Source organism: Nocardioides sp., from assembly GCF_035429765.1.
Classification (GTDB): domain Bacteria; phylum Actinomycetota; class Actinomycetes; order Propionibacteriales; family Nocardioidaceae; genus Nocardioides.
This window is the reverse complement of sequence record NZ_DAOMFK010000095.1, coordinates 1-12,201: the sequence shown is the minus strand read 5'-3', so window position 1 is coordinate 12,201 and position 12,201 is coordinate 1. Positions and strand designations below refer to the sequence as shown.

Here is a 12,201-nt window from a genome sequence, read left to right as displayed (position 1 = left end):
CCCCTCCGCGCTGAGCTCCCGCACCGCGCGCTGCGCCTCCGCCAGCGCGTACGCCGGTGGCTGCCTCTGTGCCAGCCCGGTGTAGAAGCGCTGCATCACCACCGGGGCGACCCAGTCGTCGACCGGCCACAGGGAGACGACCGCGCGACCCACGCCGCTGCGCAGCAGCGCGCGGCTCAGGCCCACCACGTCCCCGCCGAGCGTGGCGTTGCCACGTCCGGTGTCGCACCCGGTCAGCACGGCGAGGTCCGTGGCGAACCGCAACCCGGCGATGTCGGCGACGGTGAGCTCGTCGGTGCCGGCCAGCACCAGCGCTGAGGCGAACGGCGAGAGCTCGTCGAGGTGGCCGTGGCTGGACACGTGCAGCAGGTCGCAGCGGTCCAGCCGACGGGCCACCTCGGACTCCGACGCCGAGGCGCCGACGAGCACGTCCTGCGGAGGAACACCCAGCGCCTGGGCCACGGCACCGGCCTCCAGGCGGGAGCCGGGCAGCGGCACCAGGGAGGGGTGGGCTCCGGGGTCGAACGCCGGGTCCCCCACGACGAGCGGCAAGGCCGCCGGGGTCGGCCGGTCCAGGTCAGGCGCGTCGGCCACCAGACGCCCCGCCCGCGGCAGGTAGGAGACGACATGGGTCGCCGCCAGCGGCGCACCGTCGAGCGGGAGGGCGTGGAAGGGGACCAGGTTCAGCGGCCCGAACGGCGACACCAGCACCCGGGGATGGGCCCGCACGAGGTCGGCCACCGGCTCCACCAGGAGCCGGGCCAGGTCGGCCCCGGACCCGCGGCCCTCCGCGCAGGAGGTGTGGAACCGGCGCACCAGCTCGGCCAGCGTCCGGAGCCGTACCGTCTGCCGCACCGGCCGGACGGTGTCCCGCGTCATCCCCCAGACCAGCAGGTCGTCCCCCACGGCGAGGTACTCCAGCAGCACCGCGCCCTCCGGGAGAGCGCGGCGGATGTCGGCGGGGCCGGGCTGGACCCGCCGGGCGGTTCGGCGCAGCAGCACGCCGGGCTGCTCGGCGTCGCGGGCGTGCTCGGCGGTGGCCAGGTCGGCGTCGGCGTGGTCCAGCGCCGCGAAGCTCCGCTCGCGCTGCTCGGGGGTCGCGGTGGGCAGACCGGCCAGGACGCGGTTGGCGACGGCGGCGTACTCCGCCGCCGCACGCTGCCAGACCCGCCGCGTCTCGGCGGAGCCGGCCGAGTCCTCCACGTCCTCGGTGAGGGCGCGGACCAGCTCCGCCGCCGCGAGCGACTCGTCGGCCTCCTCAGGTGCCGGCTCGCCCGCGAGAGGGAGGTAGGTGCGGGCGAGCAGCGTGTACAGAGCGGCGACGTCGGGCTGGTCGCAGGCGTCCAACCGCTCGGGATCACGCAGCAGCAGGCGGACGGAGTCCTCGAAGTCGGCGACCGCCTCGAGCAGGGCGGTCCGGGCGGCGGCCCGGTCCCCGCGGCGCAGCGCCAGCTCGGCCACCGTCAGCCGGTCGCGCCAGTCCGCGGGCACGAAGCCGGCCGCGGTCATCCGGTCCAGGGTGGCCGCCGCCTCCGCGTCCCCCTCCGCCCGCAGCCACAGCGGCAGCTGCAAGGAGTCGGGCAGCTGGGGCCGCTCTCGCAGTGCGGTGCGCGCCTCCTCCAGCCGGTACGCCGAGACGAGGGCGAGCGGGAGCAGGTACGGCTCGGCCTCCGGCCGGCCGGCCGCCGCTACGGCCTGGTCGAACCAGCGGTCGGCGTCGCCGGGCCGCCCGGACCGCTGGGCCGCCTCCGCACGGATCAGCGAGGCGAGCACGTCGGCCATCGCCACGGTGCCGTCGGCGCTCTGCAGCTGCATGTGCTGCATCAGCGTCATCGCGTCGGGCACCCGGCCCGCCTGGGCCTCCCACGAGCCGTCCCCCTGGGCCGCGGTGAGGACCTGCTGCAGCTCGGCCATGGTGGTGGGCAGCGGGCCGGCCACCGGCGGCAGGGTGGCCCGCAGCTGTGCCACGGCCTCCGCGAGCTGGTCTCGCAGCAGCGTCATCCGTGCGGCCGCCAGCGGCGCGGCCGCACCTCGGGAGCGGTCGCGCAGGGCGCTGACCATGACCAGTGCCGCCTCGAGCCGCTGCGGGAAGTCGAACTCGCCGCCGCCGGTGGCGTCCGCCAGCAGCGGGCCGAACCCGCGCTCGAGGCGCAGCAGCGCGTTGGTGGCCAGGTTGTTGCGAGTGTCGGCGTGGGCGACGGCGGTCAGGAAGGTGCGGCTGGGGATGCGTGGCTCGACCGCGATCAGCTGGACCGCCGCCAGGTAGGCGACCCGTGCCCTGGGCGCACTGCCCCGGGCGTCCCACTCCTCCCCGCACCGCTGCAGCAGCCGACCCAGCCCGACGCACCAGCTGCGGCTGCCGACACTGTCGGCCCAGGCGAGGACTCCGGCGACCGGGCCGTGGCCGGGACGGTGCCAGCCGCTGCCGAGGTCCAGCGCGTGCGCCCCGAGCACGCCGTCGTCGATGTCGGCGACCAGCCGGTGGACGGCGACCAGCTGGGCGGCCGCGGAGTCGCCGGCGACGGCGTACGCCGCGGCGGCCTCGTCGAGGTGCCTTCGACGCGGCTGCGGGTCGCTCGCACCCCGGGCCAGGAACGCCCGTCGCAGGGCCAGGGCTCCTCGCAGCCGCGGCACGTCGACAGGTCCGAGCACCGCCGCGGCCACGTCGTAGGCGGCGGCAGCACGGGGCAGGTCGGCCGGGCCGAAGGGACTCGGACCGGGCTGGGGGGCCAGGTCCCAGCCCAGGGACTCCGGGGAGGCCCCGGGGGCGGCGTACCAGTCGCCCTCGACGAGGTGGGTGAGCGCCAGCCGCGGTGCGTCTCCGACCGCGGCGAACTGCGCCCGCGCGGTGGCGAGCAGCTGCTGGGACTGCGGCAGCAGCCCCGCCCGCCGGGTCAGGTCGGCCCCGGCCAGGAGCGTCCAGATCGCCAGGTCGCCGCGGCCGTGCGCGGCGGCGTACGCCCCGAGGGTGTCGAGGTTGCCGCCGCCGACAGCGACCGCCTGCTGGGCGCCCGCGGGAGCACCGTTGCGCAGGGAGGTCTCGAGGAGGGTGCGCGGGGTGACCAGGCTGAGCGGGCCGTAGCGCACGACCTGCTCCAGCAGCTCCTCGGTCGGCTGCCCGGGTGCCGGCTCGACGAAGGCGTCCGCGAGCTCCATGGTGGTCTCACCGCCGACGTCCCCGGGGTACCAGTTGCCGTCGAGCTGACGGGCCCAGGCCGTGAGGGCTGCGGTGACCCGGGGCGGCTGGACGGACCCGTCCAGGTGCGCGAGCGCCCGGCGCGGCTCCCCGGCGATCAGCGCCGCGAGGCACGCCAGGAACTGGGCCTGGCCGTCCTGCGGGCCGCGCGCCCAGGCCGCCTCCGCCGCGGCGAGGACCGGGCCGGGGACGGCGGCGAGGTCCTCCCGGACCAGCGAGGCCAGGACGGGCCACCCGGTCGCGGTCACGGCACCGCGGGGAGCTCGAGCACGCAGCCGGCGTCCGGGTCGTCGGGAAGTCGCGTGTCGTAGCCGTACCGCCCGGACAGGCCGGGGTCGGTCCACCGCTCGGTGCGGGCCGTGCGGTAGTTGAACCAGAGGGTCGCGCCGGGTCGGGTGGTCACCACGCGGGCCAGGGCCGCGTCGTCGGGGTGGTGGAAGATGTCGCCGTTGCTGGACACCAGGTAGTGCTGCGCGGGCGCGACCCGCAGCATCGCGTCGATGACGTTGCTCTTGCTGCCGTGGTGCGGCAGCTTGAACGCGTCCACGGGGAGGGTGTCCAGTCCTCGTGCCGCCGCGACCCCGGCCAGGCCGGCACCGAGCACGGTCCCGAAGGCATCGGCGCCCAGGACGACGCTGGCACCGCGGTGCTCGAGGAGGAGGGCGATGCTGCTGCCGTTGGGCACCGATGCGTCCCGCGGCGACTCCTGCGCCGCCACCGCGGCCAGGTCGTCGAGTGGCTCGAGCACGTCCGGGGTGCCTTCGCCCGGCCCCCTCTTGGCCGCCTCGACGGTCTCGTACCACGCGGCGGCCAGCGCCGTCAGCCGCTTGGTGGTCGGGGAGAGCACCGTCACCCGTGGGCCTCCGTCCACCGGCGCGAGATCGAGGAACCCGGCCTCCTCGCCGGTGTCGATCGGGCCGCCCCCGAAGGCCAGGTTCCACGGGCGGGTCCGGGCGCTGGGCTGGTCGATCAGCGCGGCCACCAGGCTCTCGCCCTGGCTGACGCTGCGGATCGGGTCACCGGGCAGGTGGGTGCGGCCGTTGAACCAGAAGTCGCCCACCTCGTCGGCGAACTCGCTGTCCAGGAACGGGATCATCCCGCCGATGTGGTCGCTGTCGATGTGGGTGACCACCACCACGTCGAGGTGCCGGTCGTCCGCGGGCAGACGCTGCAGCCGGGCCAGCAGGAGCGGCCAGGTGTCCGGGGGTCCCCCGTCCACGAGCATCCGCCAGGGCCGGCCCTGCTCCCGGGGGCACTCCACCAGCAGGCAGTCCCCCATCCGCGCAGGCAGCACCTCGATCCGGATGGCTGTGGTCACGGCGGCTCCCACGGTCGGTGATGCGCCTGAGACTACGCGCGGGCGCCGCCTCGTCGCCAGGACGCGCCGGGGCCGCCGCCCACCGCGTCCTGCAGCGCCTCCAGCCCGGTGAACCGCGGGGTCCAGCCGAGCCGGCTCCGGGCCAGGTCGGTGTCCATGATGGCCGGGTGGCTGAAGGCCTCCGCCCACCCCACGGACTCCGGGAGGAGCGGGAGGTGGGCCAGCGCACGCATCGCCGTGTAGGCCGGTCGCGCCGGGACCCGCACGGGGAGGGCCCCGAGCTCCCGCACCACGTCCAGGAGGCTGAGCACACCGCTGCCGGCGATGTTGTAGGCACCGGGTGGGCCCGCCGCCACGATGCACCGCAGCAGCGCGCCTCCGACGTCGGTCTCGTGCACCAGCTGCAGAGGGATGTCCGGGGTCGGCACCGGGACCGGCACGGGCAGCCGGCGCGGCAGTCGACCGGTGAGCCTCGCCAGCGGTGCGGGGAGGGGGTTCTTGCCGCCCACGGTGTGCGGGCCGACCACGATCGAGGGCCGCAGCAGGTACAGCGCCGGGGCTCGCTGCCCCGAGGCCTCCGCGTGGAGCAGCTGCTCGGTCTCGGCCTTCTCGCGGGCGTAGAACAGCCGGTCGGCCGGGCGGACCGGCCAGACCTCGGCCATCCCGACCGGGTTGTCGGGGTGGAACCCGTAGGCCGCCACGGAGGAGGCGTAGACGAACCGCCGCGCTCCCGCGGCAGCGGCGGCACGGAAGGCGTGCAGCGTCCCGTCCACGTTGACCGCCCGGGTTCTCTGACGCCGCCCGCCGACGACGGTGAAGGCGAGGTGCACCACCACGTCGGCCCCCGCGAACGCGGTGCGCAACGCCGCTTCGTCCCGCACGTCCCCGCGGCGGTACTCCATCTTCGTCCAGCCGTGGGCGACGGGGTCGAAGGGCCGCCGGGCCAGGCCCACCACGTGCGTGACCCGGTCGTCGGCCTCCAGCAGCGGCGCCAGCCCGGACCCGAAGGTCCCCGTGGGTCCGGTCACCGCCACGGTCAGGTCGGTCTCTGCCATCGCGTCCTCGTCGTCGCCGGTCGCCGCCCATGCTAGGCGGGCTGCTCAGCCGGCGTACTCGACCTCGGTCCGCCAGGAGTCCTCGGGCTGGGCGGCGGCGGCACGGATCGCGGCGGCCACCCGGTCGGGTGCGAACGGTCCCTCCGGGGCGAGGGCGCCGCGCACGGTGACGGAGACGGCCCGGATGCCGGCCGGCCCGAGCGCCGCGTCGATGCTGTGCACCAGGTTCCGCAGGCCGGCCTTCTGCACGCCCAGAGAGGCGGCACGGTGCCAGGGCCGGTCGGCGGCCATGCTGCCGGTCACGGTCACCCGCGCGCCCTCACCCATGAACGGACGGGCCGCCTGCAGCACGGTCAGCAGCGCGCCGACCCCCAGCGCGACGTCGTCGAGCAGCTCGGCGACGCTCAGCACGAGCGGGCCCTTCTCCCGGAAGACGCTGGGGTTGAAGTGCAGCACGTCGACGCGTCCGAACGCCTCGGCCAGGTCGGAGACCGCGGCGCTCGCAGCGGGGACGTCGACCAGGTCGACCACGGCCGGGTGCACGGTCGCGCCCGCGCCGGCGAGCTCGTCGGCGAGCCGCCGCAGGGTCGCCGCGTCCCGCCCCACCAGCCCGACGTCGTACCCCTCCCGGGCGAAGAGCCGGGCCACTGCCGCGCCGACGCCGGGGCCGGCACCCACCACCACGATCACGGGCCTGTTCATGCTGCCAGCCTAGGCAGCGCGCACTCAGGCGCCCGACCTGCTGCTCACCGGGTGGGGTCCTCGCCCACCTGGACCAGCAGCTTGCCGAAGTTCGCGCCGCGCAGCAGGCCCCGGAACGCCTCGGGCGCTCGCTCCAGCCCCTGGACGACGTCCTCGCGGTAGCGCACCGACCCGTCTCGTACCCAGCCGGTCATGTCGCGCACGAAGTCGCGGCCGTGCGAGCGGGTGAACTCGTCCTGGATGAACCCGCGCACCGTCAGCGAGCGGGTGAGCACCTGGCTCAGGAACCAGGCCAGCCGGTCCGAGGTCGGCACCGGGGCGGTGCCGTTGTACTGGGCGATGAGCCCGCAGACGGGGACGCGGGCGTAGGTGTTCAGCCGCGGCACCACCGCGCTGAGCACCGGCCCGCCCACGTTCTCGAAGTAGACGTCGATGCCGTTCGGCACGGCCGCCTTGAGGTCCGCGACGAACCGCGGCGAGCGGTGGTCGAGGGCCGCGTCGAACCCGAACTCGTCGAGGAGGGCCCGGCACTTGACCGGACCGCCCGCGATCCCGACGGCGCGCGCCCCCTTCAACCGGGCGATCTGGCCGACCGCCGAGCCCACGGGCCCGGTGGCGGCGGCGACCACGACGGTCTCCCCCGGCTGGGGCCGGCCGATCTCGAGGAGTCCGGCGTACGCCGTGAAGCCGGGCATGCCGAGCACACCGAGCGCGGTGGAGACGGGTGCCGCGGCCGGGTCGAGCCGCCGGACCGCTCGGGCGGGCGCGACCGCATGGGTCTGCCATCCCGAGTAGGAGAGCACGAAGGCGCCCTCCGGGACCTCCGGAGCGCGGGAGGCGACGACCTGGCAGACGGTGCCCCCGACGACCACGTCGCCGAGCTCCATCGGCGCGGCGTAGGAGCGGGCCGAGCTCATCCGACCCCGCACGTAGGGGTCGAGAGACAGGTAGACCACCCTCAGCAGCACCTCGCCGTCCCTCAGGTCGGGAAGCTCGACCTGGACAGTCTCGAAGCAGCCGTCCTCAGGTTCCCCTTCGGGGCGGGCGGCGAGCCGGATCTGGGTGGTCCTCATGCTCCCACCCTCTCCCGGGCCCCACGGCCCGGCAACTCGGCCCCGCGGAACGGACGCCCGCGCAGGCGGGCCGGTAGCCTGGACCCCCGGTCCGGCAGTTCGCCGACGAGGAGGAGCACTCATGCGGTTCGGTCTGGTGGGAACGGGCCCTTGGGCGCAGCTCGCCCACGGCCCGGGACTGGTCGCGGCGCACGACGTGGAGCTGGTCGGGGTGTGGGGACGCCGGCCCGACAGGGCCGCGGCGCTGGCCGCCGACCTGGCGGTGACGGCGTACGCCGACTACGCGGCGATGCTGGCCGACGTGGAGGCGGTCGCGTTCGCCGTTCCGCCCGACACCCAGGCCGAGATGGCGCTGACCGCCGCCCGGGCCGGCAAGCACCTGCTGCTCGACAAGCCCGTCGCGGTCAGCCTGTCCGCGGCGCGGCAGCTCACCGACGCGGTGGCCGCGGCCGGTGTCGCCTCAGTGGTCTTCTTCACCGACCGGTTCGCCGAGGACTCCCGGACCTGGTTCGAGGAGGTCCGTCGCACCGGCGGCTGGCACGGCGGCTGGCTGCGCTGGTTCAGCGCCCTGCAGGAGCCGGACAACCCCTTCGGCGCGTCACCGTGGCGCCACGAGCGCGGGGCCCTGTGGGACACCGGCCCGCACGCGCTGTCGACCCTGGGGGCGGCGCTCGGCCCGGTCGAGTCCCTCACTGCCGAGGGCGGCGCGGGCGACCTGGTGAACCTGGTGCTGCACCACGAGTCGGGCGCGCTCAGCACCGCCACCCTCACCCAGTTCGCCCCCCTGTCGGCCGCGTGCACCGAGACGACGCTGTGGGGCGAGTCGGGGTTCGCAACCATGCCGCCGCGGCCGGAGGGCAACGCCGGTGACCTCCTCGCGGTCGCGGCCCAGGAGCTGGTCCAGGCCGCCCGCTCCGGCCAGGCCCATCCGCTCGACGTCGCCTTCGGAACCCGGGTGGTCGAGCTGCTGACCCTCGCCCAGGCACACCTGGACGCGTGAGCGAGCAGTGCCAGCAACCCCGGTCCGCCGAGCCGCTCCCCCCGCCGCACGTCCGGCGCGGCGCGGCACGCACGCGCGCCGTCCGACGCGGCGACGCGCGCCGACGCTGCGCGGCGCCCTCCTGGTCACCACGGTCGGGGCACTCGTCCCCGGCAGCGGCATGCTGTACGCGCGCCGGAGGGCCCTCGGCGTGGTGGTGCTCCTGGCGGCGCTGGCCACCCTGCTGGCTGCCCTCTGGTGGCTGCCGCACGACCTGAGAGCCGCCCTCGAGCTGGCGGTCGACCCCGTCCGCGCACGCAGAAGTGCGGTGCTGCTGGGGGTGGTGCTGGCGCTGTGGACCGTCGTGGTGGTGCTGACCTTCCTGATGGTCCGCCCGGTTCCCGTGCCCCGCTGGAAGACCGGCCTGGGGTCGGCCTTCGTCGCTGGGCTGTGCCTGGCGGTCGCCGCCCCGGTCGCGGTGGCCTCCCGCTACGCGATGGTCCAGGCGGACCTGGTCGACACCGTGTTCGGCTCCTCCGCCAGCGACACGGCACCGCGAGGCGTCACCACTGCCGACCCCTGGGCGGGCCGCGACCGGCTCACCGTCCTGCTGCTCGGCGGAGACGGCGGTGAGGGCCGGATCGGCGTGCGCACCGACTCGATGATCCTGATGTCCACCGACGTCCGCACCGGGCGGACCGTGACGTTCAGCCTGCCGCGCAACATGATGAACGCGCAGTTCCCCGAGGGCAGCCCGTTGCACCAGCTCTACCCGTACGGGTTCACCGGCGCGGGCGACCCCGGCAGCTGGATGCTCAACGCCGTCTACCGCGAGGTCCCGCTGCTGCACCCGGACCTCTTCCCCTCCTCCGACAACCCCGGTGCCGACGCGCTCAAGCTGGCGGTCGAGGGCTCGACGGGGCTGCCGGTGGACTACTACCTGCTGGTCAACCTCAAGGGCTTCCAGAGCCTGGTCGACGCGATGGGCGGGGTCACGGTGAACATCAACACCCCGGTCGCGGTCGGGGGGAACACCGATGCCGGCGTCCCGCCCGACTACTACCTGCAGCCGGGTCCCGACCAGCACCTCGACGGGTTCCACGCCCTGTGGTTCGCGCGCGGCCGCTACGGCGCCGACGACTACCAGCGAATGGAGCGGCAGCGCTGCATGGTCGACGCGATCGTCGAGCAGGCCAGCCCGTGGAACGTGCTGCGCCGGTTCGAGGCCGTGGCCTCGGCAAGCAAGGAGCTGATCTACACCGACATCCCCCAACGGCTGCTGGCCCCGCTGGTGGAGCTGGCGCTCGAGGTGAAGGACCAGCGGGTGAAGTCGGTCGTCTTCCGGTCCTCCGACCAGTTCAACCCGGGCGACCCCGACTTCGACCAGCTGCAGGACACCGTGGCCGCGGCACTGGAGCCACGGCCGCACCGGGCCGGCGGCACACCGCACCCCGCCGAGGACAGCGCGACCGCCTGCGCGTACACCGGCCCCACCACCTGACCGACCGACGGGACCGACGCTGTCCGGCCGGCCCCGGCCACGCTAGCGTGCGGGGCATGGCCCTTCACAAGAACGATCTGGAGGAGATCGCCCGGATGGCGATCTCACCGGTGTACGCCCGGCCCGGGGAGACCTCCCCGATCGCCAAGGACAAGCTCCCGGCCGACGGCCGGGACCCCCGTGTCGCCTACCGGCTGATCCACGACGAGCTGATGCTCGACGGAAACTCCCGGCAGAACCTCGCCACGTTCGTCACCACGTTCATGGACGAGGAGGCCGACCGGCTGTTCGCCGAGACCCTCGACAAGAACATGATCGACAAGGACGAGTACCCCCAGACGGCAGCCATCGAGGGCCGCTGCGTCGAGATCATCTCCCACCTGTGGCACTCCCCCGGGCACGAGCAGGCCACCGGCACGTCCACGACCGGCTCCAGCGAGGCGGTCATGCTGGGCGGCCTCGCCCTGAAGTGGCGCTGGCGGGAGCGCCGGAGGGTGGCAGGTTTGCCGACCGACCGGCCCAACCTGGTGATGGGCGTCAACGTCCAGGTCGTGTGGGAGAAGTTCTGCCGCTACTGGGACGTCGAGCCCCGCTACGCCCCGATCGCCGAGGGACGCCTGCAGCTGAACGCGGAGGAGGCGCTGAAGCTGGTCGACGAGAACACCATCGGCGTGGTGGCCATCCTGGGCTCGACCTTCGACGGCTCCTACGAACCCGTCAAGGAGATCTCCGACGCCCTGGACGCGCTGGCCGCCTCCGGCGGACCGGACGTGCCGATGCACGTCGACGCCGCGTCCGGGGGGTTCGTGGCCCCCTTCATCGACCCCGACCTCGAGTGGGACTTCCGGGTGCCGCGGGTCCGCTCCATCAACGCCTCGGGGCACAAGTACGGCCTGGTCTACCCCGGTGTGGGCTGGGTGGTCTGGCGGACCCCCGAGGACCTGCCCGAGGACCTGGTCTTCCACGTCAACTACCTGGGCGGCGACATGCCGACCTTCGCGCTCAACTTCTCCCGGCCCGGGGCCCAGGTCGTCGGCCAGTACTACAACTTCATCCGGCTCGGCTTCGAGGGGTACCGCGAGATCCAGCAGGCCTGCCGGGACACCGCGGTGCACCTCGCCGGCAGGATCGCCGAGATCGGCCCCTACCAGCTGCTCTCCGACGGCTCCCAGCTCCCGGTCTTCTTCTTCCGGCTCGCCCCCGACGTCACCCACTACACCGTCTACGACGTCTCGGCGAAGATGCGCGAACGCGGCTGGCAGGTGCCCGCCTACTCGTTGCCCGAGCCGCTGACGGACCTGTCCGGGCTGCGGGTCGTCGTCCGCAACGGGTTCGGCCGCGACCTGGCCGACCTGTTCCTGGAGGACCTGCGCCGCGCCACCGAGTTCCTCGAGAGCCTGCCGACCCCGCTGCCGCCCGACCCCAGCCACACCGAGTCGTTCCGGCATTGAGCACAGGCCGCCGGCTACCGGTCGCGGTCCCGCCGGACGCGACCGAGGTCGAGACCAGCGGGCCACGACCGTTCCTGACGGCGGTCTCCTACCGGACCGCCGACGGCCGCCAGGTCCGCTGGGCCGCCCGTGAGCACCGGCGGGTCCACGGCGAGCACCGGGGGCTGACCTGGTGGATCGGCCTGCTGTTCGCGGTCGGCTCGGTGTGCTTCGTGCTGGGACCGGTCCCGGCGTACCTGGACGCCGTGGGCGCCCGCGCCACCGCACTGACCTACTTCGTCGGCTCGCTCTTCTTCACCACCGCCGCCTACCTCAGCTTCCTGCAGGTGGTCCGGACCGCCGGTCACCGCTGGCTGGGGTGGGAGCCGTCGGTGATGGGCTTCTGGGCGACCGCGGTCCAGCTCGTCGGGACGCTGTACTTCAACGTGATGACGTTCGCGTCGCTGTTCTCGCTGGACACCGAGCAGGCCCAGCGCATCATCTGGCGGCCCGACGCGATCGGCTCGGTCTGCTTCCTGGTCTCCTCGGTGATCGCCTTCGCGGAGGCCGGCCACCGCTGGTTCTCCTGGCGGCCCGGCAGACGGGACTGGCACATCACCGCGCTGAACCTGTGGGGGTCGGTCTTCTTCGGGATCTCCGCCGTCGGCGGCTTCATCCTGCCCGACGACAGCCTGTACAACGCCCGGTGGGCCAACGGCGGCACGTTCCTGGGGGCCGTCTGCTTCCTCGTCGCCGCGATTCTGACCATGTTGGAGGGGCGGCCCGCCCAGGACGGCTAGCCTGGACCCGGAACGGGGGTGGAGGATGCCACGGGGGACGGCCAGGAGCGCCGGTGGGCTGGTCGCTGCGGCGTGCCTGGCGGTGACGCTGCTGGCCGGGGCGCCGGCACCGGGTGGCGCGGCCGCCTCGGCGCAGGCGGCACCGCG

General features: G+C 74.6%; 9 protein-coding genes. 4 read left to right on the top strand and 5 right to left on the bottom strand.

Going from position 1 to position 12,201, the window contains the following annotated elements:
* From PLP61_RS10195 to curA, 5 genes are all read right to left on the bottom strand, one after another.
* The coding region (locus tag PLP61_RS10195; protein WP_324502601.1) for a CHAT domain-containing protein at positions 1–3,444 on the bottom strand (3,444 nt) is incomplete at its 3' end.
* Positions 3,441–4,514 (bottom strand): MBL fold metallo-hydrolase, encoded by a 1,074-nt coding sequence (locus PLP61_RS10190; protein ID WP_324502600.1) that lies wholly within the window; start codon positions 4,512–4,514, stop codon positions 3,441–3,443. The genes PLP61_RS10190 and PLP61_RS10195, both read right to left, overlap by 4 nt.
* 32 nt (positions 4,515–4,546) lie before the next feature.
* Positions 4,547–5,569, bottom strand: coding sequence for an NAD-dependent epimerase/dehydratase family protein (locus PLP61_RS10185; protein WP_324502599.1), 1,023 nt, complete (start codon positions 5,567–5,569; stop codon positions 4,547–4,549).
* Between the two features lie 45 nt (positions 5,570–5,614).
* The gene (locus PLP61_RS10180) at positions 5,615–6,271 is read right to left on the bottom strand and encodes an SDR family oxidoreductase (RefSeq protein WP_324502598.1); all 657 of its coding nucleotides are present in this window, start codon (positions 6,269–6,271) and stop codon (positions 5,615–5,617) included.
* A 44-nt stretch (positions 6,272–6,315) separates the two neighbouring features.
* The gene (curA, locus tag PLP61_RS10175) at positions 6,316–7,344 is read right to left on the bottom strand and encodes an NADPH-dependent curcumin/dihydrocurcumin reductase (RefSeq protein ID WP_324502597.1); all 1,029 of its coding nucleotides are present in this window, start codon (positions 7,342–7,344) and stop codon (positions 6,316–6,318) included.
* 121 nt (positions 7,345–7,465) lie between these two features.
* Here curA and PLP61_RS10170 point away from each other — a divergent pair, with 121 nt between their 5' ends.
* Genes PLP61_RS10170 through PLP61_RS10155 form a run of 4 tightly spaced genes read left to right on the top strand, consistent with a single transcriptional unit; the run spans position 7,466 to position 12,054 of the window.
* The gene (locus tag PLP61_RS10170) at positions 7,466–8,344 is read left to right on the top strand and encodes a Gfo/Idh/MocA family protein (protein ID WP_324502596.1); all 879 of its coding nucleotides are present in this window, start codon (positions 7,466–7,468) and stop codon (positions 8,342–8,344) included.
* Positions 8,345–8,351: 7 nt separating this feature from the next.
* Positions 8,352–9,824 carry an LCP family protein gene (locus PLP61_RS10165; protein WP_324502595.1) on the top strand — a complete coding sequence of 491 codons (1,473 nt, stop codon included), beginning with the start codon at positions 8,352–8,354 and terminating at the stop codon, positions 9,822–9,824.
* Positions 9,825–9,880: 56 nt separating this feature from the next.
* Positions 9,881–11,275: a glutamate decarboxylase gene (gene gad / locus PLP61_RS10160; protein WP_324502594.1), complete on the top strand. Its 1,395-nt coding sequence runs from the start codon at positions 9,881–9,883 to the stop codon at positions 11,273–11,275.
* Positions 11,272–12,054 (top strand): hypothetical protein, encoded by a 783-nt coding sequence (locus PLP61_RS10155; RefSeq protein WP_324502593.1) that lies wholly within the window; start codon positions 11,272–11,274, stop codon positions 12,052–12,054. The genes gad and PLP61_RS10155 overlap by 4 nt, the downstream gene beginning before the upstream one ends.
* Positions 12,055–12,201 lie beyond the last annotated feature (147 nt).

Coding starts and splice junctions, on each gene's coding strand:
- PLP61_RS10185 (WP_324502599.1), bottom strand. CDS start 5,569: ATGGCAGAGACCGACCTGACCGTGGCGGTGACCGGACCCACGGGGACC.
- PLP61_RS10180 (WP_324502598.1), bottom strand. CDS start 6,271: ATGAACAGGCCCGTGATCGTGGTGGTGGGTGCCGGCCCCGGCGTCGGC.
- curA (WP_324502597.1), bottom strand. CDS start 7,344: ATGAGGACCACCCAGATCCGGCTCGCCGCCCGCCCCGAAGGGGAACCT.
- PLP61_RS10170 (WP_324502596.1), top strand. CDS start 7,466: ATGCGGTTCGGTCTGGTGGGAACGGGCCCTTGGGCGCAGCTCGCCCAC.
- gad (WP_324502594.1), top strand. CDS start 9,881: ATGGCCCTTCACAAGAACGATCTGGAGGAGATCGCCCGGATGGCGATC.